Below are 26597 nucleotides of genomic sequence, written 5' to 3' on the forward strand. Positions count from 1 at the left end.
ATTGTACACTTTTCTTTAATTTCGATATAGTCCCACATCATCCAATATGATTTTAATAGGACCATGATTGAAATTTAAAGTAATTCTATGGATATGAGCTGATTTGAAGTTAGTATTAGCTCGCTCAAAAGCTTCAAAAGGTAATTCAATCGTTTGTAGTATCGCTTTCTCTGGCAGATTATAGTTCCCATCATCGAAATGCTTCTCAAGCCACTTACTTTTTGTGAACTGAGGGATAATCATGGGCTGTAGAGTCATGAATTGAGACAGTGGGAGGGTAACGGACACTCCATCACTCGTGTCTAAGGTAATCGTCATTTCGGAAAGTGGGAGAATGTTGTCCTGTTCAAGCCCTACTTCCGTACTTTGGTCTGCGATCGATAATGACAATCCATCGGCTTCTGTAAATTGATTTAATGTTTTATCATCATCCCAACTCAGGGAGTAGGATAATGGTTGCGATTTACTTTCTCTTTTTTCCAAAAGAACACTCTTATTCTGTGGCGTGCTAGATCGTTCAGTCCAACGCAGTCCATTACTTGCTTTAGCTGTACCTTTATTTAAGAGGGTTGTTCTGTCTGTGTCTTCATCGTATCTTGCAAGTGCCAAGAAATTTCCATCCTCAAATCTATTGTAATAGATGGAATCTGGTAGCCAATCACGTCCTGTTCGGTAATCACGAAATAATGGATTATAGCCGTGAGACTCGTGTAGCGTAGTTTCTAGAAAGGCAGAAATATACACCTTAGCGATTTGTCTTTGATCAGATGCCGGCATCATTTCGCTTCGGTTGAGAAAGAGCCCTTTCGGCATACTTATATCGAGCCCTCCCCAGGTGGTATTGAACTGGGAGTGGTTGGCATTAGGAATATGGAGATAGGTTTTAAATCCTTCATCATCCGGGGTGAAGCTAGCACGATCATATTGACGTTCACCGAAATACTCATTCAAATCTCCATCTCGTGACCCTTGAAGCACCATATAGCTGACATTACGGAGTTTCGCTTGTATCCCATCGACCTTTGTATCCGTTGGTGCCAGAGCGATCACTGCTTTAATAGAAAAGTTATTGAGGTCTTTTTTTAGATCTGGGTCGGATCGGAACCAACGCTCTGCGTCTGCCGCCATAGCAACTGCTTGCCCACCTCGAGAATGACCAATGAGAGCAATTTGCTCGAAGTTGACATTATGATAGAACGGAGTCTCAGACTGGTCCGAGAATGTTTCGATTTGTTGTAAATGCTTGAGAAGAAGCCAAGTACGTGCTTTGATGTCGTTCTCTGGTATATTCGACCATACGGAATAGTTCAGGAAGTTCTCGTCAACCGAAATGGCAATAAACCCTCTACTAGCTAGTAATTCACCGAGATAACCATATCCTTCATCGGAATAATCCTCCATTAAATGATTGCCATGAACCATCATTACAAGCGGAAATGGCCCTTCACCCGCAGGCATCCAGACTCTACCGTTTAAAGGAAGTGACTTTTGATTAAATCCCCAAAAAAGGGAACGTAGCCTAGGCCATTTGTTAATATAGGAAGAGGTATCAACGGTCGATGATTTGAGCTCGGCCTTAAGTCCGTATTCCTCTCGGTGCAGATCATAACCGCTTCCGTAAGTGAAATACGTCGTGTCGAATAAGCCTGGGTCCGCTGGACTTGGAAGTGGAATGGTAGAGACTTCACTATTGGAGATCCTGAACTCCTGATTGATATCTGACTTTTCACTAGAGAGGAGACTTATGACGATGGATGACAGGATACAAAGCGTAATAGAGAATACCCATTTGGTCCGTGTCTTGATATGCTGACTAGCTATAAGCGCCATCCAACAACCCAGGAGCACGCCTAGTAAGGTGATGGTCACGGATGAAGCGATGGATACGGCAATGCCGCTTCCTGGAATCCAAAACAACAAATAAATAGCGATCAAATTAAATAAAACTCCACCAGTAAACAAACGTGGAATAGGAAGTCCAATCAAGGCGAGTAGTAATGCAAGTAGGGTCGCTGAAATTGCGAGGCCAAGAGTCCCAACTGTGATAGATAAGAATATATCAAGGCTAGTCCCTAATCCAGTTGGCATGCTTAGCGAGGTTAACGCAAATATAAAACAGAATGCAGCCCAAACACCACTTTGAGCGATCCTCCAAAAACGTGTATCTAAAGCAAATGTTGATTTGAGCCGAAATCTTATTCGTGAGCGGAATGAAGGTTTCAATGGTGCGTATATCGTAGTTTCGAGTTCCATGAGGTCTCCCTAGTCATATTAAGTAGAAAGTATATACAACTATTGTAACACGCTGATGGTTGAGTTGTGTTGTTACTTCTTGATTAGTATGTCACATAATAGGATGTGATAGAGTGGGGAATATGTAGTCTACATTGTTCAATGCATTCAAATATTGTATATTATCTATACAACAAAAGAATATTTCATAGTTTATGAATGCGCTTACAAATATAGCGGAGGTGGATTTCCAGATGGCCCAAACAAGTATTATTGTAAGGTTGGAATTAGATCATGCCAAAGTTAGCTTTGGAGATGTAGCCGCTGCAGTGAGTAAAGCAGGTGGGGATATTACGTCAATTGACGTCATCCGTCCGGGTAAGGAATCATCGATCCGTGACATAACGGTAGATGGAGGGGATCATAGTGAATCTTTAATTGTTGAGTCGTTAAAAAATCTGAGTGGTATTAAAGTGATTAACGTATCCGACCGTACCTTTCTCGTTCATCTGGGTGGAAAAATCGTTATTCAACCAACACTTCCGATCAGGAACCGTGAGGATCTGTCGCAGGTATACACACCAGGTGTAGCTAAAGTGTGTAAGGCTATTCATGAGAATCCGAGTAAAGCTTATTCGTTAACCATCAAACGTAATACAGTCGCCGTGATTTCAGATGGAACAGCTGTACTTGGACTTGGCGATATAGGCCCCTATGCAGCAGCACCTGTCATGGAAGGAAAGGCCATGTTATTTAAACAACTAGCGGGTGTAGATGCATTTCCACTGTGTCTAGATACGAGAGATACTGAAGAAATTATCCGTACTATTAAAGCGGTCAGTCCTATATTTGGTGGCATTAACCTTGAGGATATTAGTTCGCCTCGTTGTTTTGAAATCGAGCAAAGGTTGACCGAAGAGCTCGATATACCGATCTTCCACGATGATCAACATGGGACCGCAGTAGTTGTGATCGCGGGACTCCTAAATGCGCTGAAGATTGTAAATAAACGGATTAACCATGTTCGCATCGTTGTTAACGGTATTGGAGCGGCAGGGGTATCTATATGCAAAATGCTACTGGATGCAGGTGTTACACGTCTTGTGCCTGTGGACAAGGAAGGTGCCATTATCCATGGTGGAAAGTATGAACATCCCATGTGGCAGTGGCTTGCAGAGCAACCACAAGTTGAGAAGGAGTCTGGGTCATTAAAAGAACTCATTCGCGGAGCAGATGTATTTATCGGCGTGTCACGTGGAGGTTTATTGAACGGAGATGATATTCAGTCAATGAACGAGCAATCCATTGTATTTGCCTTGGCTAATCCAGAGCCTGAAATAAATCCTGAAGAAGCGCTTGCGCATGTAGCTGTATTGGCAACTGGACGAAGTGATTATCCGAATCAAATTAACAATGTGCTCGTATTTCCTGGCTTATTCCGAGGGGCGCTTGATTGCCGTGCCACACGAATCAATGAGCCAATGAAATTAGCAGCAGCGCGCGCAATTGCCTCCGTTGTATCGAATAATGAACTTAACGAACAATATATCATCCCAAGTATATTCAATGACAAGGTCGTTCCGGCGGTGCGTAAAGCCATTATTGAAGCAGCTATACTAACGGGCGTGGCACGGCGTATTCCGCCTGATTTTAGATAATAGCGTGTTAGCTTCGGTTATTCGCAAGATCGAGAGAATGTGCATAACGTAAGTTGGTATAATGAATTGGTTTCGCAATAATCCGGTAGCTAGTAAGGTTCTATCAGCATTGCAGCGTTAAGAATCCACCCATCTTACGTAAACATCTTCAAAGCTTGTCATGCTAGTCTGCATATTGTGACCAAGTCCCTCATAGACATGTACTAATCAATTCAATACATGTGGATAAAGGGGATGATGTCATGCGCCGGATATCATGGGTGCTTGCTATGGTGTTATGCGTTACCGTCGTGTTGGCAGGTTGCGGTGGTAAGAAGGATGCTGCTTCCGTAGTTAAAGACCTGAACAACGTGGTCGACAAGTTACAAAGCAAGGACGGTTCTTACAAAGGCAAAGGTAACATGACGTTGTACACAGGTGAGAAGCCACAGCAGTATGATGTGGAAGTATGGTATCAGAATCCTTCATTTTATCGGATTAGCTTGAAGAATGCCCAGAAAGATATTACGCAAATCGTTCTACGCAATGATGATGGGGTATTTGTTCTTACACCAAGTCTGAACAAAAGCTTTAGATTCCAAAGTGATTGGCCGGAGAATCAAGGGCAAGTGTATTTATTTCAGACACTGGCTAGAGGTATCCTCACGGACAACACTCGCCAATTCGTAGATGACAAGGAAAGTTATGTCTTTGATGTTGCAGCGAATTATCACAGTCAATCCCTTGTTCGGCAAAAGATTTGGCTGAATAAAGATAGTTATGCACCGAAGCAGGTGCAGGTATCAGATTCCGAAGCTAATGTTGTTGTTGAAGTGAAATTTAATGAATTTGAATTCAATGCCAAGTTCGATAAAGATTCATTCGATATGCAACGGAACATGACAGCGATGGGTGATTCGCTCGGAACGATTACAGAAGTAGATGAGTCTGGTAATGCAATCGAACCAGTCTTGTCCGAGGGAACGCAACCTGAGCCGGTTAAGAAGGAATTAGGTAGCTTCGGTGTTATCGAACCAGACTATATTCCTGAGGGTGTTGTGAAGAACGATATAACTCAAATAGCTAATAGTAAAGATCATGCAGTCGTATTACGTTATGACGGAACGTATCAATACACAGTAATGGAAGCACGGCCCCTTGATCGTGCGGTATCCCTTGCACCAGGTGAAGTGATTGATCTAGGGTTTACGGTGGGACTATTGACTGGTGATGAGCAGAAGACTTTAACGTGGATGGATGATGGAATTGAATTCCGAATTACGAGTGCTAATCTTCCAGACATTGAAATGAGGAAAGTTGCAGAGTCTTTATCCGAACAAACGGGTAAATAATAGTTGTAGACGGATGTCCGTATTGTTGGGGTACTCTCCCTCTACAATAAAGGACATCCGTCTTTTCTTTATAGGTTGTGGCGAATGTGTATAAATGGCTGTACCAGATAGTCTAAGGGCAATTGACAGACGCCTTCCAGAACATTACCATTAGTTTAATACAAACATCTAATGATGATTGCTCAAACTTCAGAGAAGGTGACTGGAATTGCTAGTAAACTATCGACCAACAATAGCGGAGATTAATTTGGACCATCTCATTGCAAATTATCATGTTTTCCGCTCGGCATTACCACAAGATATGATGATATTAGCTTGTGTAAAGGCCAATGCTTATGGACATGGCGCGGTGAAGGTGGCTCAAGAAATGGAGAAAGTGGGTGCTAATTATCTTAGTGTTGCTTTCTTGGATGAAGCGTTAGAGCTTCGTCGAGCAGGTATACAGCTCCCAATTTTGATTCTGGGGTATACGCCTCCTGAAGCTATCCAAGTTGCTTGGGAAAATGATATTACGGTAACATTGTTTACGCAGGAAGTGCTTGATGCCATGAGCCAATTACCGGTTCAAAGCACGGATAAACCTTTAAAAGTACACATCAAGATCGACAGTGGAATGGGGCGACTTGGACTTTTCCCTGGTGATGAAGCTCAATCTTTTATAGAAAAGGCTTTCTCGATCCCAGGTATTGAAGTTGAAGGGTTGTATACACATTACGCCAAGGCAGATGAAGAAGATAAAAGTTATACACTGGAGCAGTACCGACGGTTTCTATGCGTTGCTGATGCATTAGAAGAGAAGGGGTATCATATCCCCATTATACATACGGGAAACAGTGCGACTGCAATCGACATGCCACTTATATCGCATAATATGGTACGTATAGGCATCAGCTTGTACGGACTCTATCCATCAGATGAAGTGAATGCTCAGAAGATTGCATTGACCCCGGTATTGACGCTGAAGACGCAAACAGTATATGTTAAGACGCTTCCTCCTCATGCGGGAATTAGCTACGGTAGCAAATATGTGACGGAAGATAATGAAGTTATTGCAACACTTCCGATCGGTTATGCTGATGGATATTCCCGTATGCTGAGTGGCAAGGCAGAAGTACTAATACGCGGACGCCGCATTCCTGTCGTCGGAACAATCTGCATGGACCAGTGTATGGTATCATTGCAAACTTTTGCTGAAGAGGCAAAAGAAATTCAAGTGGGTGAAGAGGTTGTTCTCATCGGCCAACAGTCTGGCGATTGTATTACTGCAGATGAGTTGGCATCCAAGCTAGGTACCATCCATTACGAAGTGATCTGTATGTTAGCTGCAAGGATTCCGCGCCACTATATTCAAGGTGGAATCCTTCAACACGTAGTCAACCCTTTAATGCTTTAGATATGATCACCAAGTGGCTTTTTAATGAGGATAAAGGATTGTAAGAAAAGATCTCAATTGTTGTCTTTTGGAAGTGAGAGTTTGTCTTACGTAAATGCTGATTGTAGTTTATAATGGAATGTAGCATACATGATATACGATTAGCATATATATTCCTTTGTATAAATTTCCTTGAATTAAGCTATACTGGTGCTCAGGTGATAAGGTGTTGTGGGGGTGGAAGAGAAGGTGGCTAATTTGCAGAACACGAAGAGAATAATGATCAGTTTACCAGATCATCTTTTGCAGGAAGTGGACGGGATCGTCGCGCTGGAGAATTCCAATCGTAGTGAACTCATAAGGCAAGCCATGAAGCTGTATTTGACGGAACGGAAGAAGAGATACATCCGTGAGTCCATGCAACGTGGCTACATGGAAATGGCAAAGATTAACTTGACCATGGCGTCTGAGGCTTTCCACGCAGAGGAAGATGCGGACAGCACTTTAGGCCGCTCAGTAAGCGGGGTGTGAACATTGATTGTAAAACGCGGTGATGTATTTTTCGCGGACCTTTCACCTGTTGTAGGTTCTGAACAGGGAGGGGTAAGGCCTGTTTTGATCATTCAGAATGACATTGGTAATCGTTTCAGTCCTACGGTAATCGTAGCGGCGATTACCGCGCAAATTCAAAAGGCGAAGCTTCCTACCCATGTAGAGATTGATGCAATCTCTCATGGATTTGACAGGGATTCCGTCATTTTGTTGGAGCAAGTTCGGACGATTGACAAACAAAGACTAACAGATAAGATTACACATCTTGATGAGGAAACCATGAAGAAGGTAGATGAAGCTCTGCTAATCTCTTTAAGTTTAATTGATTTTTAAAGGATTATCTTCGGTTTATATTATAGCGGGAATTAAGGCGGACCTAAGGGTGCGCCTTTCCTGATGTTTGTCCAGCGATGAATTATACTAGACATAAGAAGAGGATGACATCTGCTTCAGTTCAAGGCGATTAAGTGGGTAGAGTGGAAATCTACTCGAAAGTTTGTGATAATAAGGTTCTATAGCCAAGGTGGAAAGAGGGATATCATTGTCAGAACAAGATGTAGTTGTAGAGATAGATGAAGTCGAGATGAAAGCGGAAGAACAAGAACGTATTGTTAAACAGACCGCTAAAGAATTGAACATCTCTTTGAAGCAAGTTCGTACAACAGTAGGGTTATTGGATGAAGGGAATACCATTCCATTCATTGCTCGTTATCGTAAAGAAATGACGGGAGAACTCGATGAGAATCAACTAAGAGATATCGAAGAACGCGTAGGCTACTTGCGGAATTTAGAAGAACGTAAGCGGGAAGTCATTCGAATAATAAATGAGCAAGGAAAACTTACAGTAGAACTAAAGGCATCTATTGTACAAGCAGTCAAATTGCAAGAAGTGGAAGATCTGTATCGTCCATATCGGCAAAAGCGCAAAACTCGCGCGAGTATGGCGAAGGAAAAAGGTTTGGAGCCTTTGGCGAGTTGGATATGGGATCAGCCTAAGCAAGGAGATTTAACCATTGAGGCAGCGTCATATGTGGATGCTGAACAAGGTGTAGATTCACCTGAGGATGCGATCCAAGGCGCAATGGATATCCTTGCAGAGAACATTGCAGATGAAGCAGTGATCCGTGCTTGGGTACGCCGATATACGATGGATCATGGATTGTTGGATTCCGAAGCTAAGGATAAGGAACAAGAGTCAGTATACGAGAACTACTATAGTTACAAAGAACTGGCTAAGAAAATGCCTCCTCACCGTATTCTTGCTATTAATCGTGGTGAAAGAGAGAACATTCTTAAAGTGGGCCTTGACGTACCAGCGGAATCTATTCATTCCTATATGGGTACTCAAGTAATCAAGGGTGATTCTATTGTCAAAAATGTACTGCAATCCGTTGTTGAAGATGCTTACAAACGTCTAATAGCGCCGTCTATTGAGCGGGAGATTCGTGCAGAATTGACGGAGAAGGGTGAGAATCAAGCAATTTCTATCTTCTCAGGTAACCTGCGTAGCTTGCTCTTACAACCGCCAGTGAAAGGTCGTTGTGTATTGGGTGTAGACCCTGCCTTCCGTACAGGTTGTAAGCTTGCGGTAGTGGATGATACAGGTAAACTACTGGAAGTAGCAGTTACCTATCCTACGCCACCACATAATAAAAAGCGGGAAGCAACCGAGAAATTCCAAGAATTGATCTCCAAGTATAAGATTCAATTGATTGTTATTGGGAACGGAACGGCTTCTAGAGAGACAGAACAATTCGTTGCTGAAATTATTAGCGATCTTAACGACAAAGAACTTGCATATCTTATCGTCAATGAAGCAGGTGCAAGTGTGTATTCTGCTTCTAAGTTAGCGGCAGCAGAATTCCCTGATCTGGATGTTGCTGAGCGCAGTGCTGTTTCCATTGCTCGTCGTATTCAGGATCCATTGGCTGAGTTAGTAAAGATTGATCCTAAAGCCATTGGTGTTGGTCAGTATCAGCATGATGTGAGTCCGAAACATTTGGAAGAGAGCCTCAAGGCAGTCGTTGAATCAGCCGTTAACCATGTTGGCGTTGATGTAAATACGGCTTCGCCATCGCTATTGTCTTATGTAGCAGGAGTGAATGCGACAACTGCTAAGAATATCGTGAAGTATCGCGAAGAGAATGGTAAGTTCCTTACCCGTAAACAATTGCAAAAGGTTCCACGCTTAGGGGCAAAAACGTACGAGCAATGTATTGGATTCATGAGAATTTCAGAAGGGAAAGATCTGCTTGATAGCACACCAATCCATCCAGAGTCCTATTCTGTTGTAGATCGTATATTCCGTGAAATAAATGTGGGGTTAGAGAAATTGGGAAGCCAAGAACTCAGTCACATCCTAGAACAACAAGATGTTGAGATTCTAGCAACCAAACTAGAGGTTGGTGTACCAACGTTACGTGATATATTGGAAAGCTTACAGCGTCCTGGACGCGATCCTCGTGAGGAGCTTCCTCTGCCGATCTTCCGTACTGATGTGTTGAAGATGGAAGATTTAGCACCGGGTATGGAGATGCAAGGTACTGTTCGTAATGTTATTGACTTCGGAGCTTTCGTGGATATCGGAATCAAAAATGATGGATTAGTACACATCTCACAATTAAGTAACGGTTATGTTAAGCACCCTATGGATATCGTTTCTGTTGGAGATAATGTGACGGTATGGGTACTCAATATCGATGAGAAAAAGGGCCGTGTTGGACTTACGATGAGGAATCCTCGGAAGGATCAGGTTTAATCATCTGATTAATAGGCACAAGAAAAAGCTTCGCTTCCCTATAAGGATGGCGAAGCTTTTTTCATGTACTTATAAGTATGATGCCACTTATGAAGACCTACTACTGTTATCTTCAGGAGTATTGTGGTAGAAAAACCAGCACTCATTAAGCAGTTTAATTTGGCGACGATCTCTCTTAATGAAAGCACGCATTAATTGATTACTTAGCCATTGCGGCAAGGGTATCTCCTCCTCTTGCATTCCATCTGTATGTTTAACATATGGAGGAGAAGCCCAATTTGTGCAGGTCTACATGTTATCTATTCGAATTCTTCTTCGTACCATTGCTCTAGCTGAGCTTGAAGAGCACGGATTTCCGTGAGCAGTGATATGATTGGATAACTTTTCTCATCAATGGATGAAAAGGATTGTTCTAATTCATTGATGTAATGTAGTCCATTTTGTATCGAATATTGCTCTTGCAAAAGATCTAAAGTATCGCATTCAGCGATAGCTAGTGGCAAGGTGGGGATTTCAAGGGCTGTCAGTTTGCTGATCTCTTTATTGAGGCGTAAATTAAGGGCACTTAGCTGGTAAGCGTAGTCTGCAGGCATTTCTACAAACTGAAGTTCCTGTTGTTGCTGTAGAATAACGTATCTCATCTTTTCCATATCTTGTAGGAAACCTCCTTATTAAATGAATAAATGCTATACTATCTTTTCTCTCAATCGCTATACTTGACAGTGTAGCGTATGATGAAGTTAAAATTCAAGTATATGGATTGAACTACAGGAATACTAGCCCTCAAATTGTTGTTTCTATATGACCTTTTCGAAAGGAAACGTACCGAATCTATGAAAGAAAATATGACGAATGAGGAACTGCAGGCATGGGTAGAGAAGATTTCTATGGATAGTTTCGGAGTCCCCTTTCAACATCGTGCCATGTTTAATGGTCGATTGTCTTCTACAGGAGGGCGATATTTCTTGAAAGGGCACAACATCGAGATTAATCCGCATCAACTGGATAACTTCGGCAATGATGAAGTGGAAAAGATTATTAAACATGAATTATGTCACTATCACCTCCATCTGAGAGGTAGAGGATACCGACATCGTGATCCAGAATTCAAACAGCTCTTGAAGCAAGTGGGTGGTAGTAGATTCTGTCAATCGTTGCCTGGAACTAAAGCTAGAAAACCTCAGCCGTACCGATATAAGCTGACTTGTAGTCAATGTGGAATGGAGTATCTTCGTAAGCGGAAGGTGGACCCAAAGCGCTACCGTTGTGGAAAATGTAGCGGCAAACTGCGAATATATGAACTTGACTCGAATTCATCAGGATGATATATTAATGATTGTATTCATGTTTATTGTTCCCTGATAGCTCAGTTGGTAGAGCACTCGACTGTTAATCGAGTTGTCACAGGTTCGAGCCCTGTTCGGGGAGCCATTATTATTTGGAGAGATACCCAAGTGGCTATAAGGGGACCCTCTGCTAAGGGGTTAGACTGCGTAAGCGGTGCGTGGGTTCGAATCCCACTCTCTCCGCCATTTTTATTAGATGATTTGATTAGTGATTAACCAATGAACCTAATAGGTTCTTTTTTTTGTGAAAAAAATGCTTGTCATGGCATTATATTTTTGCTATAATCGTTTTTGTCGTCACAAGAAGTCAATCATTATGGCCCGTTGGTCAAGCGGTTAAGACACCTCCCTTTCACGGAGGTAACAGGGGTTCGATTCCCCTACGGGTCACCATTGTAATCTTAATTTTTTCCTCACTTATGGCACACATCATTGTGAAGTCACCGAGAGCCATTAGCTCAGTTGGTAGAGCACCTGACTTTTAATCAGGGTGTCGAAGGTTCGAATCCTTCATGGCTCACCATTATTACGCGGACGTGGTGGAACGGCAGACACGCTACCTTGAGGGGGTAGTGGGGGCAACCCCGTGGAGGTTCAAATCCTCTCGCCCGCATTATAGTTTCATCCAAGTAATCCTTACCTTAGTAAGGGTTATTTTTTGTTGTCCGCACACATTATTGCTTCAATATGCAGATTTAAACTATACTGTTATCCAACAGAATAATTGAAGTGGAGGGATCATGAAATGCCGGATTTACAAGGCAAGATTGCGGTGGTGGCTGGAGCTACTCGAGGAGCAGGCAGAGGAATTGCAGCAATGCTTGGAGAGGCGGGAGCGACCGTCTATGTAACAGGACGGAGTGTTCGCGGTCAACTATCGGATATGGGGCGGACAGAAACCATTGATGAGACAGCAGAGATTGTTACTGCTATGGGTGGCTTAGGTATTCCTGTGCGCGTAGATCACACGATTGAGAGTGAAGTGAAATTGTTATTCGAACGGGTCGCCGAAGAGCAGAATGGACGATTAGATTTACTAGTTAATGACGTATGGGGAGGGGATTCTCTTACGGAATGGGGAACCCCTTTTTGGGAAAGTTCATTAGCGAATGGACTGTTAATGCAGCAACGAGCCGTTTTTTCGCATATGATTACGAGTTACTATGGGGCACCACTGATGAAGAAGAGAAAAAGCGGACTGATTATAGAGATAACAGACGGTGTTAACTACGATTACCGGGGCAATCTTTATTACAGCCTTGCGAAAACCTCAGTGATTCATCTGGCTACTGCAATGGCTGCAGACTTGTCTGATTCGAATGTCAGTGCACTTGCTCTTTCACCTGGATTTCTACGTTCGGAAGCTATGCTTGAATACTTTGGTGTGACGGAGGAGAACTGGCAAGAGGGTGCACGTAAAGATCCTCATTTTATAGCTTCAGAAACGCCATGGTACATTGGTCGAGCGGTAGCATCACTGGCTGCTGATCCTGAAATCATGCGGAAATCTGGAAAGGCATTCAGTACTTGGGGACTTGTAGAAGAGTATGGATATCAGGATAAGGATGAAACGCAGCTGCACTGGGGTGATTACTATGCTGAAGTGCTGTCGAAAGAAGGATAGTGTTAGCTGGAAGTGGAAAACGCCCTTGAAACCGTATATTGATGGTTTCAAGGGCGTTAGTTCTGAAATTAACCTAACATATGTTTTCGTGCGGCATTAGTCTTGGATTGGTTCATCATATAGATAGCATAGATTACAATGAATAATACAAGGAATATAGATGAATAGCGGTACATCATAGCATAATTGGAGTGGGAAGCGATTTGACCTAGAAGGAGAGCGCCAATGGCCACTCCGAGATCAAGTGAATTGAAATACATACTATTTGCCATACCTTGTTGTGGTGGTGAGACAGATTGAATCATCCAAGATTGAAGTGTAGGTTGTGCGGTTCCAAAGCCCACACCATAACATAATGCTGCAACTGCCAAGAAGCCGGTAGTTGTTGAATAAGAAAGTAAAATTAATCCTGCAATTAGAAATAGAGCTGCTGGTATGAGAAGAACGACATGGCCTTTACGATCATAAAGTTTACCTGATATCGGCCGGATGATAATGACGGAAATAACATTAAATAAGAAGAACAACGATACATTCGCGAGATGAGCTTCTTTTCCAAAAAGGATCAAAAAGCTTAATAAACCGCCATATGTGATGGACATCAACATGTTAAGTAGGCTTGGCAAAAGTAGACTTTTATTGAAACCTGGTTGTTTCGTTGTTTCTGATAGATCTTGAGGTGCTATGGTTGGCGCCTTTACTTTTTTGCTAAGGGGATAGATTAATGGCAGTATCAACAAGGATAAACCTAAGGTTGCATATACTAATGTGGTAAAACCATGTTGATCTAACAGAAAGGTTCCGATGACAGGACCGAGGGATAAAGCAATACTAGTGGATAACCCGAAATAGCCCAAACCTTCTCCTAATCGTCTAGTTGGTATCACACCGGATGCCATCGTGGGTAAGGTTGTACTTCCCATCCCGAAGCCGATCCCAAATAAAACACGCATGGTCAGTAATAACGCTAATGTTCCACTCCATAAATATCCGAAGGTAGCGAGTACGATGAGAATGAGTCCTGTGAAAAGGATTGTGTTTCTTTTTCCTTTTTCTAATGCTTTGGCGGAGAACAGTCGCGATGCGATGGCAGAAAGTGCGAATACGGTTGTGAAAAGACTAACGGTTAGGTCATTTGCATGGAAGTGATCCTTAACATAAGCAGACATTGGAGATAATAACATTTGTAAATTTAAAAATAATAATAGGTTACAGAGGGTGAGCATGATGAAATCTCGAGTCCAGAGTTTCTCTAGGTTGTTTTTCATTCTTTCGATGACTCCTTATTTTGATCGATTTTATCGATGTTATGCTTAATTTGTTGCATGATGTGCTCAAATAACTCGAGCTGCTCATCTGTGACTCCAGATACTAAGAGGTCATTCAATGCTAACTCCAGGGGAATCGTATCTAGAATAAGTTTCTTAGCAGAATCTGTTGCACAGATCAAAAATGCCCTGCGATCGGCAGGGTCTGTGTGTCTAATAATGAGTTGTTTCTTATCAAGAACATCTAAGATTCGCGTTACCGTAGGTTGATCTTTATCGGTACGTAATGCGATCTCTTTCTGGTTAATGCCTTCTTCAAGGTATAACTGATAGAGTACGGATCGTTGCTCAGGCGTAATGTCATACGGTCTAAGTTGATATGCAAATAAGGCGCTTATTTTGCGAAATACAGGGGTATATTTATATCCGATAGCCTGCTCGGGGGAAGAAAATCTAAACAGAATAACCACTTCCTTTGCCATTTAGTTGTCATAACAAGTATATGTATGACAACTAAAATTGTCAATCAGGATACAAAGTCGTTCCAACATAACGTTTACTTAGTCTTGTATTATGATTCGGATGGGCGATCCAATACAGAAGAATATTTAGGGTATAGACTACGTATACAATCTGGGCAAATATCATGAGTGAACTCAGCATAAGTATGTTTCTCCAAAAAGTTTTCAATGGCATTCCATAGCTCTTCATCCTTGATCCGTTTGCAGACAGCACAGATGGGTATCAGTCCTCGAAGGGTTCGAATCTGTGAAAGAGATTCCTGTAAATCATGTTCTAATTGTTTTCTTGAGCTAATGTTCGTGAGGGATAGGATAGCTCCTTTAATAGAATTCATGCCATAAGCTAAAAGTGGAGATACATCTAACATGAACCATTTCAGCTTATTATCTATCATTAAACTAAAGTCCTGAGAAAATGAATGTAAATGTCCATGCAGAATGGATTGGAAGGAGTTCATTAATAAGGTGTTCATCTCGATGTTTTCCGTGCGAAAAGGCGATTCACAAATTTGAAAAAAGTTAATACCGATCCATTGAAAATTTGAAGGGACGTTATTTGACGTAGACATTACACCCCAAGCTGGATTTACAGCAATGACATAACCATCACAATCTAGGACTGCAATACTTTGCTGCAATGAATGAATGACTTCGTTATGAAGTGTGGCGGTCAAATTAGGCATGAGTTACTCTCTCCCCGCAAAATGAATGGAATATTACAAATTGGTGGAAATTATGTGATATAATTCAACCATAAACTACCGATTATTATATACGTTTGTTACGTCAGAGTTCAAGAGGTTTTACTTATATACGTCATTTTTAATTTTATTTTCGCAACAGCGGAAGGCGGTCATAAGATGAAGACTATTTACGAGAGAATTGAATACCTGATTAAGAACAAAAGGATGACTAAGAAGTTGTTTTGCGAAGAGTTAGGAATCAGTACAGGGAATTTGGGTGATTGGAAGAGAGGGAAGTCCACACCAAGTACGAATAAATTAGTTGAGATTGGTGCTTATTTCAATATTAGCTTGGATTGGCTCATCGTGGGTAGAGAACCGAATAATGAATTGTTAAAGGAAGAGCGCGAACAATATATACTTGGTATGATACAACCTGGAACATCTAAATTAAGCAAACAAGAAATTGATTTTATAAAAGAATACATCGAATTTACAGATTATAGACGAAATCGTTAATCGGAATAATTTATGTATGTACATGAAGAGTACCTATTTTTAACTCTATAGTGTATTTCTTTACTTTTCATGGTCATCCATGTAGAATATATTATTGTATTGCTAAAAGGTAATCCTTTTTATTGTAAGCGGTCGTGGTGGAACGGCAGACACGCTACCTTGAGGGGGTAGTGCCCATTGGGTGTGCGGGTTCAAATCCCGCCGACCGCATCGAGTAAGTAGTATACGTGTAGGATCACTGAGACCCACTTCAATTTGAAGTGGGTCTTTTTGTTGTGAGAAATATCGGAGGGAGAGTTACTGTTTCCTTTTTATTTCAAAAGATCTTCAATGATATGTTCGATTTTATCAGGTGTAGTCGCCGGAGCAAAACGTTTGATGACTTTCCCGTCACTGTCGACCAGAAATTTAGTGAAGTTCCACTTCACGGCTGTAGACCCAAGAACACCTGGAGCTTGTTTAGATAAGTATTGGAATAAAGGATGGGCGGTATTGCCCTTCACATCTATTTTTTCGAATAAGGGAAAGGTTACACCATGATTTAGTTGACAAAATTGTTCAATATCATCGTTAGAACCTGGCTCTTGTTCTTTAAATTGATTGCTTGGGAAACCTAAAATTTCGAAATTATGGTCTTTATACTTCTCGTAGAGTTCTTGTAGTCCTGTGTATTGAGGTGTGAACCCACATTTGCTTGCCGTATTGACAATAAGAAGTACTTTTCCTTGATAATTCGATAAAGAGACCTGTTCCCCACGAATGGTATTCACTTGATAATCGTATATACTCATGATATTCATCTCCTAACACTATTTAAGTATTAATTCTTAATACCTTATTTCTGTAAATGTACGGGAAATCAAATATAAGCGAAATGGATCCCATTTATTTTATCATAAAGAAATATTTATATATAATTATATTGTGTTATTGCAATGTGTTTACTACTTCACTACTCATCCGGATCATAGTAGTGGTATAATAAATTGACATCAAGTTGAAAATTCATTAAAATGTCTAAGTACTTGTTGGATGAGCATTCTTTAGATTTTGTTAGCAAATTTAATATAAAATGGGTGATACTGATGTCTTACAGACCAATAATTTCGAACGTGGAAGAAGCCAGTAACAATGAGAAAGATGGATTGTATGAATTCATCATCTATTTGGCAGACGGAACACAGTGCCGCACGTTTTATAACCGTTATCCAGAATGGAAAATGACCAACATCAGCAGACTGCTAAAAACACCTTGTCCTATATGTCGCAAAGACTTCATTTGCAAATGTATGGAGAACTTTGGTGGCGTTCTACAGCAGCAGATCATTGATAATGAATGGCTTGAAAAGGCTATTGCTAAGTAAAGTGTTTGCTAGTAAGAAAGCGTGGGAATTTATCCTGCGCTTTTTTTCTTTGTTATAAGAAAGCTGGGTTGATGTCGTGGTATGATAATAATGTCTAGTGAGAAATGATGAGAGGCAGGGATGGGTATGGAAGAAAGCAATCATGATGCACTTAAGAATGGTTCTTCAAAAATGAGCCCTTCTTCCATTGTACTCATTGATGGTATTTGTAATTTGTGCCAAGGTGCCACGAAATTTATTGTCCGACATGATCATGGAGGGAGATTTCACTTTGCCTCCTTGCAGTCGCATACGGGACAGAAGTTATTAGCTAGAGGTGGATTTCCTACAGATGTTATAAATACCATAGTCTTAATTCAAAATGGAAATTACTACACGAAATCAACAGCAGCTTTACGTATTTCTAGACACTTGAAATTTCCATGGCCGCTTGTATATGGTCTCATTATCGTTCCGAGGGGTATAAGGGATGCGATTTATGAGTACGTAGCTAGACACCGCTATCGATGGTTCGGAAAATCGGATCAATGCATGTTACCGTCGCCGGAACTTAAGGAAAGATTTCTAGAATAACGTGGGGAGAGTCTGTTCAGTGGAATATATCGGGTTAGTTATCGTGGCGCTCATGGTTATCGTTGGACTTATTGTGTTGGTAAGGACTTTAAGGAGTCGGAGATCTAGTCATAATATCATTAAGTTTGAGAAGGAGAAGAATAATAGACAAACGATGCAGAAATGTACCTATTGTAAAAAAATCAATAAAATCACTTTCTATGCAAGTGACAATGGGACTGTGGTGGGTGTATGTAAAGCATGTAAATCCAAAGTGATTTCCGAAGATATGTTACCCATATAACGTGATGAAATGTTGTGAAGAGGTGTGTCTATTCATGGAGCACCGATGATAGAATGGATTATGGGTGAAGTATTTAAGATATTAAATTGTTCTTGCTGACTGGAATAAACTGTGATATTCTATCAGTAAATTAATAGATCGTAAACGGAAGCACCGTTTAACAACCGCGTCATTGCGGCTGTTGAACGGTGCTTTTTTTGTTTTATTTGGAAGGAGGGGGATTTGTGATTCCTGTGAGAGTAGTCCTTGCTGTAGAGGAAAGTGAATATATAGAGCCTTTACTTCAATACGTCCATGGTAGTAAGTATGGTGAGAAAATGAGAGTCATCGCGTTTACTGAGGTAGACAAATTTCTACAATATATGAACGGAAATGAAAGACCGGAAGTCGTGGTAGCGGAAAGTGTATTTCTAGCGCCTTGGTTGAATCAAGGAGATCAGACAATAACATGGATTGTCCTAGACGACATGGGACAGAGTTCTTTGAAAGGTCCTGTTCTTACGAAATATCAACCTCTCTCTCAATTGCTTGATGCTATTCTGGATTTGTCTGTAAGTCAGGTGAAGCGAGCTTCCGTACGAACCTTAGGTGAGACAGTGATGATTGGATTGTTATCTGCCGTTGGAGGAAGTGGAAAGACGACAACGGCATTAAATATGGCTAAGCAATTAGGGGCTAGTGGATTGTCGGTATTCTATCTTAACTTGGAGACGATGAATAGCAGTGCTGTCTTTCCAAGGCAGATTAGAAATAGAGAAAGTGGTCAAGGGCTTTCTCGTCTGCTATACGAGTTGAAATCTGCACAAGAATTGAAGGATTATTCATCTATTTCCATTTCATCTTATGTGATTTCACATGAAGGAATGAAGGCGGATATATTCGAACCATTGACTAACCTTAAGGAATGGCTTCAGATGAGTAAGAATGATGTAAGTCAACTCATGCAGTTAATAGCAAAGAGTGGACAATATGATGTCCTGATCGCGGATACAGATACAGGCGCGGGAGAACGGTGCGAAGCGGTTATGGAAGTGTGTGAGAGTCTAGTATGGTTGCTGCTTGATGATGTGATCAGTATGTACAAGAGCGGACAATGGCTTTCTTTTATAGAGAGAAGTAATCCTTCCTTATTCAGTGACATGATGCGAAAGAGTCGGTTTATCTTAAATCGTTATGTTGGGAGTCTTGCGAATACACTGCCGGTCCAGATCGAGCGTATTGATGGTGTCTTGCCGTATATTCCTTCATGGAAGCAGGTATGTCATGAGGAGATACTATTGAGTTCACCGATCTTTCAAAGAGATATTCTGAATCTGTGTGGAGACTTAGTGGGAGATCTCTTACCTGCTGGTGTTGGAGGAGCCTCTCATGGATGAGGAAATGTTCAAGATTATTCGAAGCAGTATTCGATCGGGTCTAGATGTGACATCTGCAGTGGATGATGCTGAGTTAATGAAATATATCGAAAGAACTGTACTTGAGCGAGGGGAATTACAGGATTTAACTGCAATGGAGAAACGTACACTGATTCGTCGTATTTATGACTCTTTCCGTGGATTGGATGTTCTACAGCCCTTAGTGGACAATCCGTCCATCACGGAAATTATGATCAACAGCCATCAAGATATATTCATAGAACAAGAAGGAGAGGTAAAACGTATTACGCAACAGTTCGAGTCACAGAACCGCTTAGAGGATATTATTCAGAGCATTGTGGCAGGCGTAAACCGGGTAGTTAATGAGTCATCTCCAATTGTAGATGCGAGGTTAAAAGACGGATCACGTGTCAATATTGTTCTGCCTCCTATAGCGTTGAAAGGGCCTACCATGACGATTCGTAAATTCCCAGAGTCACCTATGACGATGAGTGATTTAGTGAGGCGTGGTGCATTAAGCGAGGAGGCGGCGCACTTTCTTCAAAAATTGGTAGTAGGGAAATATAACATATTCATCAGTGGAGGTACAGGATCAGGAAAGACAACGTTTCTTAACGCCTTATCTCAGTTCATACCGGTAGATGAACGTGTGATTACGATAGAGGACTCAGCAGAACTCCAGATTGTAACCGTCCCTAATCTAGTCTCTTTGGAGACACGAAATGCTAATACAGAGGGAAGGGGAGAAGTTACGATTCGTGACCTGATTCGATCGTCTTTACGTATGCGTCCGAATCGAATTGTGGTCGGTGAGGTCCGTGGGAGTGAGGCTTTAGATATGCTACAGGCCATGAATACGGGACATGATGGCTCCCTCTCAACTGGGCATGCCAACAGCACAAAGGATATGATTAGTCGCCTCGAAACGATGGTACTTAGCGGGGCTAATCTTCCCATACTTGTCGTTCGTCAGCAGATTAGTTCTGCTATTGATATTCTAGTTCATCTATCTAGGTTGCGTGATCGCTCAAGGCGAGTTACAGAAATTAGTGAGGTACTGGGTATGGAGAGCGGAGAGGTACAAGTAAGTCCACTCTTTCGATTTCGGGAGAGTGGAGAGAAGGATGGACGAATCATTGGAGAATTGGAGCCCTGTGGCCATTCCATGCAACACGTTGAGAAGCTACAGATGGCAGGTCTTGATGATGTACTTGTGATGGGGGGTGAGGAGGTGAAGCGTGAGTGACAGTGATGACGAAAGTAAAGTCAAAGGCAAGGTCTAAAGAGAAGACGGCCAGAACCAACAAGAAATCTGGTGAAAGAGTAGATGGAATAGAGCCATTGCGCTCCTCTCTTCCTGACTATAGCATTTATGAGCTAAGTACGGTTGAGAGAGTCATGTGCATCATTATTGGAGGGTTCCTTTTGTATGGAATAGGATATTTGTTCTATCACCAATGGATTGCTTCTCTTCTGATAGCCTGTAGTGCTTGGTTTGTTCCCGGATACTGGAGAAAGTATAGGTTGAATCGCCGTCGCGCTGCGATGAATCTTCATTTCAAACAGGCGCTCTTCTCGTTATCATCCTCACTTTCAGCAGGTCGTTCAGTAGAGAATGGGTTTAGGGAGGCTGTTCAGGATTTACGTATGTTAGACCCAGAGGCAGAGAATGATCTCATTATGGAATTGAACATTATCTGCGCCCGTCTAGAGTATGGTGAGCCTATTGAGGAAGCGTTACAGGATTTCAGCCGACGAGCGATAATGGAAGATATCACGAATTTCGCCGATGTATTCACGACATGCAAAAGAACAGGCGGAGATCTAGTAGAAGTCGTACGCCGAACATCTACTATCATTGGTGAGAAGCTCGATATTCAACAGGAAATTTCGGTTATGATTGCTCAGAAAAGGTTCGAATCTAAGGCTATTCTTGCAGCGCCGGTCTTGATGATATTGTTCATGAACTTATCATCGCCTGATTACATGCTACCGATGTACAGCGGTATTGGATTCATTATTTCCACGCTATCTCTGGGTGTATTAGGAGCTTGTGCTATCTGGATTAGCAAGATTATGAACATCAAATTGTAGAAGAGGGATGGCAATGATTATCCTATACGTCGTGTTGCTACTTCTGTTAGTGGGATGTTGGGTGGTACTGAACTGGCATAGAGATGAGAAGTATCGAAGGCTTAGCAGGCTACCTATGGAAGGGCTACGTCTTAGTAAGGTGGTAGTGCCCATGTTGGTTATTTTGGACAAGTCAAAGATAACGACAAGGTTTCCGTTTTTCTTCTATAAAGTTCAGCGTTCGATTCAGAAAATTCACGGCATGAGATACAGTAGCGAGATGACATTGCTCTATTTAGGAGAAATGATGTGTTACAGCTGGATGCTACTATGCGCTGGATGTGTTCTTTCCATAGGGTTGGGCGAGAAGACAGGATTCATATTAGGTGGTGCTTTAGCAGTCCTCTTACCTGTAGCGATGGTGAAGGATTTGTATAGCAAGGTTCAAGTTCGTGATCAAGATATATTGATGGAGCTTCCCGAATTGCTGAACAAAATTGTGTTACTCGTAGGTGCAGGTGAAACGGTACAAAAGGCGATAGCGCATTGTGTTGAACGTAAGAAAGAACAATACGATCATCCCTTGTATAAAGAGTTGAATCGTATGATTCAGGATTGGGATAGTGGCTACTCTTTCCAACAGGCTTTTGAAAGCTTTAGTAAGCGAAGCGCATTACAAGAAGTATCCATTTTTACAACTACGGTTCTGTTGAATTTCAGACGTGGAGGCAATGATTTTGTATTGGCACTACGTGATTTATCACGAACATTATGGGAGAGTCGCAAAATGATCACGCGTACTCGAGGTGAGCAGGCATCTTCCAAGCTGGTATTTCCGATGGTCGTTATTTTTATGGTAGTAGTTGTGCTGGTAGGTACACCCGCAATGATGATGATGAATATGTAGGAGGAATGTTGATATGTTAACGATTGCTTGGGGAAAAGTGAAGGGATTCTGGAAGGAAGAAGAAGGGTTAGGAATGTTGGAGATGATCTTGATTATTGCAGCAATTGTTGTTATAGCTATTATCTTTAGAAAACAACTAAGTCTCATTGTTGCAAATCTATTGGAAAAGGTAGGTAAAAAAAGCGAGGATTTCATTAGTGAGTAATAAACTCAAAGGTAACGAGGGAAGCTTCACGCTTGAGGCTTCTCTCGCTATGCCTATCGTGCTGATGGTGACGATAATCCTCATGTTCTTCTGCATGTACATTTACCAACAGTCTATATTACAACAAGTTGCTTCTGCGGCGGCGGAGAGATCGGCTTATAGCTGGGATAACAGTCATAAAGAAGTGTATAAGGGAGCCTTTCCTAAAGGGCAGTATGATTCATTGTATTGGCGGATTAAGGATGATCAGATGGTAGGTGCCATGTTTGGATGGGCGGGGGCTGAGAATAAACAATCGATTTCTCTACCTGGAGGCGAGAACTCAGGATCACTTCCTACTACGAAATTGTCCAAAGTAAGCACGCTTGTAACTGGGAATATGCAAGGTGAGATAACGTATCAGAATAATCTGCTACTACGTAAAGTGAGTACTGAATTAGATCAACTTATTAATTTACCTCCTTTAGACCAGATCCTTTCGGGAGGATCTAAGATAGATGCGAATGCTCAATCTGTCGTTGTTGAGCCTGTTGAATTTATTAGAACGGTTGATTTGATGAGATATTATGCCGCTAAATTCAAAGGATCAGGGGGTAGTTCGACTAATCAAGGTAATGCAGGAGAAGTGTTGAAGAAGTATGGTTCAAAAAGTAAATAAACTCTAGCGAGACAAGGATAGCGCAAATGTCGAATGCTGGAGGGAAGGGGGGAGAACATGTTCAGTAAATGGCATACAGACCAGAGGGGCTCAGTGTCAATTTTTCTTATCCTGATCCTAGCTATTGTGTTTACTTTCGTAGCTTTATTCATAGACTACGCACGAATTGCTGCAATGAAGGTTCAGAGTGAGCGCTTAGTACACTCCGCAGTTCGTTCTGTGATGTCTGCCTATGAACCAGAATTACAGCAGGAATATGGATTGTTCGCTTATGGTGAGAGTAGCGGAGATCAGATCATGTCTGGGGTGCTAAATGACAGCATGGATCATGGAGATCGAGGAGACGCCTTTTCAATACTACCTCTTGAACTAGATACATCCTCGTTACAAATGGAGCGGATGCTCGGGGAATATGAAATATTCAATCGCCAAATCGGTGAAGAAATGAAATATAAAGCACCCATAGACTTCACGTTAGAAATTGTTAATAAATTCAAGCCGATTTCTGAGTCTATGAAGGAAGCTTCTAACACAGTGGATGTACTAAAGAAGCTTCAAAAGTTATATGACAAACGCGAAGATGCATTAGACGAGATGCTTACGAAACAGAAAAAGGCAGCGCAGAGCGTAGACAATATAGCTAACCTGATCATGGATCAGGCTAGTACTCACATTTCCAATGAGTCATTGGGTGGAGGCATCCATTCTGGTAAGGATATAGCCGCTCAATATGATGATTTTGTGCTTAAGTCAAATGAGTTGGAGCGTCTAATTGCCCAGAGACAGGAGAGGAGTTCAGCAGACAAGAGTGAAGATGATAATGAGGATGCTGAGATAGCCTTAATGGATTCATATAGAAGTTTGATTAGTGGTTATCAGCAAGGTTCTTCCAGCGTATTATCATCTATTTCTAATAATCAGAACGCATCACGTGCGGATCACTTAAAGATGTTACCCGAAGCGTTAGAGCAATGGGAAGAAGCATATAAGATGAATGAACAAATGAAACAAGTGATTACGGAGTCAGAGAACCGCTCCCAAAGTGAAGGGTACGATAAGGTAACTCGTGAGGACAGTCCGGGAAGCACCGAAGAATTAAGTAAGGAAGACTCAGAAGCCATTCGTAAGATTAGAGGGCAGACGGAGAAATTACTGCTACCTGAAGCGTTATTACAAGATTTAAAGAAAGAGATTGAGGTTCAGATCAATCACTCTCAAGCGTTAGATACCCAAGTATCATCTTTTAGTTCTACGATGAGTGGAGCCTTTGGTACGATGTCCAGTAGTAGTCAGATGAAATCTGCCGTTATTGAGACAAGAGTCCAGGTGGACGATTATTTGCGTAAATATTTTATTTCTGGTTCAGAAAACATTCTTGAAGCAGAACTAAGGAAATTAGAGGAGAATCGTTCTTCGGATAAGGAGCGGAAGGAAACGGAGAAGAAGGCTAAAGCCAAGCTAAAGGATGCTGCCAATATCCTAAATAAGATAAATGAATTGAGCGATAAGGCCGGAGGCTACATGGAGGAGTATCGTACGCTTCAACAATATTATGATGATAGCGTTACCTTTAATAAACAATCCGTGGGTGATTCCTCCTATCAAGGAGCTCAACTGGATAATAATCCTTATGACGCTAGTACTTCAGCTATGGATAATATGGATGGTTTATTTGGGTCGATGGGTGGTATGTTGACTGGCTTACAGGATGAATTTTACCAAAATGAGTATGCATCTCTCTATTTCCATCATTTTGATATTACACAGTTGGGGAGTATCGTTAGTAACCCTGATAGCTCCATAGGGAACGATTTAGTGGAACAACTAAGTATCAATAAGCAGGAACTAGAGTATATTTTATACGGATTTCATAATCCAGTAGGTAACGTATCAGCGGCTTATGCGGAGATTTTTGGAGTGCGACTAGCGATTCGGACGATGGAAGGATTGGTAAAGAATAGTAAACTGGGCAATCCTTTATTAATTCTAGCTGCTTCATTGTTATATGGTATTGAAATGGCGATGTTAGATATGATTCAACTGTGTCAAAAAGGATCGATAGAATTGTCTACGTACTTAAAAGTGGAAATGACTTACCGTGATTATTTGAGGGTATTTCTTTTTATTCATAGTAATAATGATAGAAAAATGTCGCGTATGCTCTCACTGATTCGTTTCAATACGGGTATTAACCCCGCTGAGCGGGCGACTTATTCCTCTGGGGAAGTTCGGATCGGTATGAAGTTATGGTTTCTCCCTGGCATCATGAAAATGTTCGGCTCAGCAACGAGTGGCGAAGATGAAGTGGAAGGAAACCGTTATTATGCTATCAAACAAGCCGATTATTCCTATTAGAAGAACGAAGAAAGAACACGGTAGTATGGTTCTTGAAGCTGCATTGGTGTTTCCGTTTTTTATTTTTTTCATTGTGTTTCTAATCTATATGATTCAAATGACACTGATCTCAACCTCACTTCAAAGCACCGTATCCGATACAGTTAAGATGGTTTCTTCTCATATGTATCCTATTGCATTAGTAGTGGAGCCAGAAATACCGTCAGAGGAGAATAAGGACAATAAGTTAACAGGGAATTGGATCATCCCTAAGGTATCTGTGACAGATTGGGCATCCCAGTATAGCAGTTCTCTTCCAGCCCCATTTAGTCAATGGATGATGGATGCTGCAGCTAAGGGAGATGAACCGTTACAGAAAATAAAAAACGCAACGGCTGAAGCTGTACTCGATCCTGTAGTTAAGCCTTTATTGAAGCCCTTCATTCAGAGTGAATTCTTAAATGTGAATCGGATCCATGTATCCAATATTTATCTTCCTGATATGAAGACTAGAAGTAATCCGTATTTCGGTATTGAACTCAGTTATGAACTGCCGATAAAAGTACCCTTTATTAATAAAAAAATTGTGATACAAGCGAAAGCTCAAGAACGTCTATGGATCGGTGATACATCAGAATCCACAGAAGGGGGTACGGGTGAAGAAGAGCCCTCAACATCTATTCAGGTCTTAGAGAAGCCTGATCCTGCGGTTGTTGGAAAGAAAACAATAGTGAGGGTAAAGGTAGCGCCTAACTCTACAGCACAACTTGCTGTATTTTATAAAAGTGGTGCGAGTACTGCAAAGTATCTTGGATGGAGTCAGGCGGATTCCGAAGGTTATATCGAGTGGGAGTGGTTTGTTGGGACGAATACAACGCCGGGGACATGGCCATTTGTGATTACAACAGAGGACGGACAACGAGTTGAAGTCATGTTTACAGTAGTTGATCTAAGATGAGT

Annotated in this window: 27 protein-coding genes and 6 tRNA genes; 26 read left to right on the top strand and 7 right to left on the bottom strand. The window is 41.6% G+C overall.

All coding sequences use genetic code 11. The features are described from left to right. Nucleotides 1–15 precede the first annotated feature (15 nt). Complete coding sequence (locus BW961_RS06465; RefSeq protein ID WP_068582389.1) at nucleotides 16–2253, bottom strand: alpha/beta hydrolase family protein; 2238 nt, start codon at nucleotides 2251–2253, stop codon at nucleotides 16–18. Between the two features lie 233 nt (nucleotides 2254–2486). Between BW961_RS06465 and BW961_RS06470 the strand changes: the two genes are divergently transcribed. The 6 genes from BW961_RS06470 (at nucleotide 2487) to BW961_RS06495 (ending at nucleotide 9903) form a co-directional block, all read left to right on the top strand. Then, nucleotides 2487–3890 carry an NAD-dependent malic enzyme gene (locus BW961_RS06470; protein ID WP_068582393.1) on the top strand — a complete coding sequence of 468 codons (1404 nt, stop codon included), beginning with the start codon at nucleotides 2487–2489 and terminating at the stop codon, nucleotides 3888–3890. Between the two features lie 242 nt (nucleotides 3891–4132). Next, nucleotides 4133–5221, top strand: a complete 1089-nt coding sequence (locus BW961_RS06475; protein ID WP_068582396.1) for a LolA family protein — start codon at nucleotides 4133–4135, stop codon at nucleotides 5219–5221. A 208-nt stretch (nucleotides 5222–5429) separates the two neighbouring features. Further along, nucleotides 5430–6614: an alanine racemase gene (gene alr, locus BW961_RS06480; protein WP_068582399.1), complete on the top strand. Its 1185-nt coding sequence runs from the start codon at nucleotides 5430–5432 to the stop codon at nucleotides 6612–6614. A 228-nt stretch (nucleotides 6615–6842) separates the two neighbouring features. Continuing rightward, nucleotides 6843–7124: a CopG family ribbon-helix-helix protein gene (locus tag BW961_RS06485; protein WP_068528371.1), complete on the top strand. Its 282-nt coding sequence runs from the start codon at nucleotides 6843–6845 to the stop codon at nucleotides 7122–7124. 3 nt (nucleotides 7125–7127) lie between these two features. Next, nucleotides 7128–7478, top strand: a complete 351-nt coding sequence (locus BW961_RS06490; protein ID WP_068527880.1) for a type II toxin-antitoxin system PemK/MazF family toxin — start codon at nucleotides 7128–7130, stop codon at nucleotides 7476–7478. Nucleotides 7479–7728: 250 nt separating this feature from the next. Beyond that, nucleotides 7729–9903 (top strand): Tex family protein, encoded by a 2175-nt coding sequence (locus BW961_RS06495; RefSeq protein ID WP_139331563.1) that lies wholly within the window; start codon nucleotides 7729–7731, stop codon nucleotides 9901–9903. Between the two features lie 87 nt (nucleotides 9904–9990). Here BW961_RS06495 and cmpA read toward each other — a convergent pair whose 3' ends face one another. Together cmpA and BW961_RS06500 are read right to left on the bottom strand one after the other, a co-directional pair. Continuing rightward, complete coding sequence (cmpA, locus tag BW961_RS29800) at nucleotides 9991–10122, bottom strand: cortex morphogenetic protein CmpA (protein ID WP_139331551.1); 132 nt, start codon at nucleotides 10120–10122, stop codon at nucleotides 9991–9993. Between the two features lie 80 nt (nucleotides 10123–10202). After that, the gene (locus BW961_RS06500) at nucleotides 10203–10553 is read right to left on the bottom strand and encodes a hydrolase/acyltransferase (RefSeq protein WP_068582409.1); all 351 of its coding nucleotides are present in this window, start codon (nucleotides 10551–10553) and stop codon (nucleotides 10203–10205) included. A 195-nt stretch (nucleotides 10554–10748) separates the two neighbouring features. On the opposite strand from BW961_RS06500, the gene BW961_RS06505 reads away from it, so the two are divergent. From BW961_RS06505 to BW961_RS06535, 7 genes are all read left to right on the top strand, one after another. Further along, nucleotides 10749–11228 carry a SprT family protein gene (locus tag BW961_RS06505; protein ID WP_139331564.1) on the top strand — a complete coding sequence of 160 codons (480 nt, stop codon included), beginning with the start codon at nucleotides 10749–10751 and terminating at the stop codon, nucleotides 11226–11228. 30 nt (nucleotides 11229–11258) lie between these two features. Next, a tRNA-Asn gene (locus BW961_RS06510) sits at nucleotides 11259–11334 on the top strand. A gap of 9 nt (nucleotides 11335–11343) precedes the next feature. Then, a tRNA-Ser gene (locus BW961_RS06515) sits at nucleotides 11344–11435 on the top strand. 132 nt (nucleotides 11436–11567) lie between these two features. After that, nucleotides 11568–11642 (top strand) — tRNA-Glu (locus BW961_RS06520). A 54-nt stretch (nucleotides 11643–11696) separates the two neighbouring features. Beyond that, nucleotides 11697–11772: transfer RNA gene (locus tag BW961_RS06525), tRNA-Lys, on the top strand. A 7-nt stretch (nucleotides 11773–11779) separates the two neighbouring features. Next, nucleotides 11780–11862 (top strand) — tRNA-Leu (locus BW961_RS06530). A gap of 132 nt (nucleotides 11863–11994) precedes the next feature. Then, nucleotides 11995–12873 carry an SDR family oxidoreductase gene (locus BW961_RS06535; RefSeq protein WP_068582415.1) on the top strand — a complete coding sequence of 293 codons (879 nt, stop codon included), beginning with the start codon at nucleotides 11995–11997 and terminating at the stop codon, nucleotides 12871–12873. A gap of 68 nt (nucleotides 12874–12941) precedes the next feature. Here BW961_RS06535 and BW961_RS06540 read toward each other — a convergent pair whose 3' ends face one another. The 3 genes from BW961_RS06540 to BW961_RS06550 all read right to left on the bottom strand — a co-directional run bounded on the left by BW961_RS06540 (nucleotide 12942) and on the right by BW961_RS06550 (nucleotide 15345). Then, a complete protein-coding gene (locus BW961_RS06540; protein ID WP_068582418.1) occupies nucleotides 12942–14141 on the bottom strand; it encodes an MFS transporter in 1200 nt (399 codons plus the stop codon). After that, the gene (locus BW961_RS06545) at nucleotides 14138–14623 is read right to left on the bottom strand and encodes a MarR family winged helix-turn-helix transcriptional regulator (RefSeq protein ID WP_068582420.1); all 486 of its coding nucleotides are present in this window, start codon (nucleotides 14621–14623) and stop codon (nucleotides 14138–14140) included. Before BW961_RS06545 ends, BW961_RS06540 begins: the two co-directional genes overlap by 4 nt. 89 nt (nucleotides 14624–14712) lie before the next feature. Next, nucleotides 14713–15345 (bottom strand): nitrogen regulation protein NR(II), encoded by a 633-nt coding sequence (locus BW961_RS06550; protein WP_068582423.1) that lies wholly within the window; start codon nucleotides 15343–15345, stop codon nucleotides 14713–14715. Between the two features lie 177 nt (nucleotides 15346–15522). Here BW961_RS06550 and BW961_RS06555 point away from each other — a divergent pair, with 177 nt between their 5' ends. Together BW961_RS06555 and BW961_RS06560 are read left to right on the top strand one after the other, a co-directional pair. Next, nucleotides 15523–15864, top strand: coding sequence for a helix-turn-helix domain-containing protein (locus tag BW961_RS06555; RefSeq protein ID WP_068582426.1), 342 nt, complete (start codon nucleotides 15523–15525; stop codon nucleotides 15862–15864). A 128-nt stretch (nucleotides 15865–15992) separates the two neighbouring features. After that, nucleotides 15993–16074, top strand: a tRNA-Leu gene (locus BW961_RS06560). 101 nt (nucleotides 16075–16175) lie between these two features. Here BW961_RS06560 and BW961_RS06565 read toward each other — a convergent pair. Continuing rightward, nucleotides 16176–16655: a glutathione peroxidase gene (locus tag BW961_RS06565; RefSeq protein WP_068582430.1), complete on the bottom strand. Its 480-nt coding sequence runs from the start codon at nucleotides 16653–16655 to the stop codon at nucleotides 16176–16178. Between the two features lie 294 nt (nucleotides 16656–16949). Between BW961_RS06565 and BW961_RS06570 the strand changes: the two genes are divergently transcribed. The 11 genes from BW961_RS06570 (at nucleotide 16950) to BW961_RS06620 (ending at nucleotide 26595) form a co-directional block, all read left to right on the top strand. After that, nucleotides 16950–17228 (top strand): hypothetical protein, encoded by a 279-nt coding sequence (locus BW961_RS06570; RefSeq protein ID WP_068582432.1) that lies wholly within the window; start codon nucleotides 16950–16952, stop codon nucleotides 17226–17228. 126 nt (nucleotides 17229–17354) lie between these two features. Then, nucleotides 17355–17801 (top strand): thiol-disulfide oxidoreductase DCC family protein, encoded by a 447-nt coding sequence (locus BW961_RS06575; RefSeq protein ID WP_068583413.1) that lies wholly within the window; start codon nucleotides 17355–17357, stop codon nucleotides 17799–17801. A gap of 19 nt (nucleotides 17802–17820) precedes the next feature. After that, nucleotides 17821–18084: a hypothetical protein gene (locus BW961_RS06580; RefSeq protein ID WP_068582436.1), complete on the top strand. Its 264-nt coding sequence runs from the start codon at nucleotides 17821–17823 to the stop codon at nucleotides 18082–18084. Between the two features lie 224 nt (nucleotides 18085–18308). Further along, complete coding sequence (locus BW961_RS06585; RefSeq protein ID WP_068582440.1) at nucleotides 18309–19460, top strand: nucleotide-binding protein; 1152 nt, start codon at nucleotides 18309–18311, stop codon at nucleotides 19458–19460. Then, entirely contained in the window at nucleotides 19453–20706 is a 1254-nt protein-coding gene (locus BW961_RS06590) for a TadA family conjugal transfer-associated ATPase (RefSeq protein ID WP_068582442.1), read from the top strand. Before BW961_RS06585 ends, BW961_RS06590 begins: the two co-directional genes overlap by 8 nt. Nucleotides 20707–20711: 5 nt before the next feature. Continuing rightward, complete coding sequence (locus BW961_RS06595) at nucleotides 20712–21554, top strand: type II secretion system F family protein (protein ID WP_068583416.1); 843 nt, start codon at nucleotides 20712–20714, stop codon at nucleotides 21552–21554. A 13-nt stretch (nucleotides 21555–21567) separates the two neighbouring features. Continuing rightward, on the top strand, nucleotides 21568–22440 hold the full coding sequence (locus BW961_RS06600; protein WP_394327603.1) for a type II secretion system F family protein: 873 nt from the start codon (nucleotides 21568–21570) through the stop codon (nucleotides 22438–22440). Nucleotides 22441–22453: 13 nt separating this feature from the next. After that, nucleotides 22454–22645, top strand: a complete 192-nt coding sequence (locus tag BW961_RS06605) for a Flp1 family type IVb pilin (protein WP_068582447.1) — start codon at nucleotides 22454–22456, stop codon at nucleotides 22643–22645. Further along, nucleotides 22638–23303, top strand: a complete 666-nt coding sequence (locus tag BW961_RS06610; protein WP_068582449.1) for a TadE/TadG family type IV pilus assembly protein — start codon at nucleotides 22638–22640, stop codon at nucleotides 23301–23303. The genes BW961_RS06605 and BW961_RS06610 overlap by 8 nt, the downstream gene beginning before the upstream one ends. Nucleotides 23304–23360: 57 nt before the next feature. Next, a complete protein-coding gene (locus tag BW961_RS06615) occupies nucleotides 23361–25658 on the top strand; it encodes a hypothetical protein (RefSeq protein ID WP_068582451.1) in 2298 nt (765 codons plus the stop codon). Beyond that, the gene (locus BW961_RS06620; RefSeq protein ID WP_068582454.1) at nucleotides 25627–26595 is read left to right on the top strand and encodes a pilus assembly protein; all 969 of its coding nucleotides are present in this window, start codon (nucleotides 25627–25629) and stop codon (nucleotides 26593–26595) included. Before BW961_RS06615 ends, BW961_RS06620 begins: the two co-directional genes overlap by 32 nt. Nucleotides 26596–26597: the final 2 nt, after the last annotated feature.

It is taken from the genome of Paenibacillus macquariensis (genome assembly GCF_900156375.1).
Classification (GTDB): Bacteria; Bacillota; Bacilli; order Paenibacillales; family Paenibacillaceae; genus Paenibacillus_AQ; species Paenibacillus_AQ macquariensis.

What these genes read in the sequence shown, in the direction of transcription:
- BW961_RS06465 (WP_068582389.1), bottom strand. Translation starts at nt 2,253, where the DNA reads ATGGAACTCGAAACTACGATATACGCACCATTGAAACCTTCATTCCGC.
- BW961_RS06470 (WP_068582393.1), top strand. Translation starts at nt 2,487, where the DNA reads ATGGCCCAAACAAGTATTATTGTAAGGTTGGAATTAGATCATGCCAAA.
- BW961_RS06475 (WP_068582396.1), top strand. Translation starts at nt 4,133, where the DNA reads ATGCGCCGGATATCATGGGTGCTTGCTATGGTGTTATGCGTTACCGTC.
- BW961_RS06495 (WP_139331563.1), top strand. Translation starts at nt 7,729, where the DNA reads ATGAAAGCGGAAGAACAAGAACGTATTGTTAAACAGACCGCTAAAGAA.
- BW961_RS06500 (WP_068582409.1), bottom strand. Translation starts at nt 10,553, where the DNA reads ATGGAAAAGATGAGATACGTTATTCTACAGCAACAACAGGAACTTCAG.
- BW961_RS06505 (WP_139331564.1), top strand. Translation starts at nt 10,749, where the DNA reads ATGACGAATGAGGAACTGCAGGCATGGGTAGAGAAGATTTCTATGGAT.
- BW961_RS06535 (WP_068582415.1), top strand. Translation starts at nt 11,995, where the DNA reads ATGCCGGATTTACAAGGCAAGATTGCGGTGGTGGCTGGAGCTACTCGA.
- BW961_RS06540 (WP_068582418.1), bottom strand. Translation starts at nt 14,141, where the DNA reads ATGAAAAACAACCTAGAGAAACTCTGGACTCGAGATTTCATCATGCTC.
- BW961_RS06545 (WP_068582420.1), bottom strand. Translation starts at nt 14,623, where the DNA reads ATGGCAAAGGAAGTGGTTATTCTGTTTAGATTTTCTTCCCCCGAGCAG.
- BW961_RS06550 (WP_068582423.1), bottom strand. Translation starts at nt 15,345, where the DNA reads ATGCCTAATTTGACCGCCACACTTCATAACGAAGTCATTCATTCATTG.
- BW961_RS06555 (WP_068582426.1), top strand. Translation starts at nt 15,523, where the DNA reads ATGAAGACTATTTACGAGAGAATTGAATACCTGATTAAGAACAAAAGG.
- BW961_RS06565 (WP_068582430.1), bottom strand. Translation starts at nt 16,655, where the DNA reads ATGAGTATATACGATTATCAAGTGAATACCATTCGTGGGGAACAGGTC.
- BW961_RS06570 (WP_068582432.1), top strand. Translation starts at nt 16,950, where the DNA reads ATGTCTTACAGACCAATAATTTCGAACGTGGAAGAAGCCAGTAACAAT.
- BW961_RS06575 (WP_068583413.1), top strand. Translation starts at nt 17,355, where the DNA reads ATGGAAGAAAGCAATCATGATGCACTTAAGAATGGTTCTTCAAAAATG.
- BW961_RS06590 (WP_068582442.1), top strand. Translation starts at nt 19,453, where the DNA reads ATGGATGAGGAAATGTTCAAGATTATTCGAAGCAGTATTCGATCGGGT.
- BW961_RS06595 (WP_068583416.1), top strand. Translation starts at nt 20,712, where the DNA reads ATGACGAAAGTAAAGTCAAAGGCAAGGTCTAAAGAGAAGACGGCCAGA.
- BW961_RS06600 (WP_394327603.1), top strand. Translation starts at nt 21,568, where the DNA reads ATGATTATCCTATACGTCGTGTTGCTACTTCTGTTAGTGGGATGTTGG.
- BW961_RS06605 (WP_068582447.1), top strand. Translation starts at nt 22,454, where the DNA reads ATGTTAACGATTGCTTGGGGAAAAGTGAAGGGATTCTGGAAGGAAGAA.
- BW961_RS06615 (WP_068582451.1), top strand. Translation starts at nt 23,361, where the DNA reads ATGTTCAGTAAATGGCATACAGACCAGAGGGGCTCAGTGTCAATTTTT.
- BW961_RS06620 (WP_068582454.1), top strand. Translation starts at nt 25,627, where the DNA reads ATGCTATCAAACAAGCCGATTATTCCTATTAGAAGAACGAAGAAAGAA.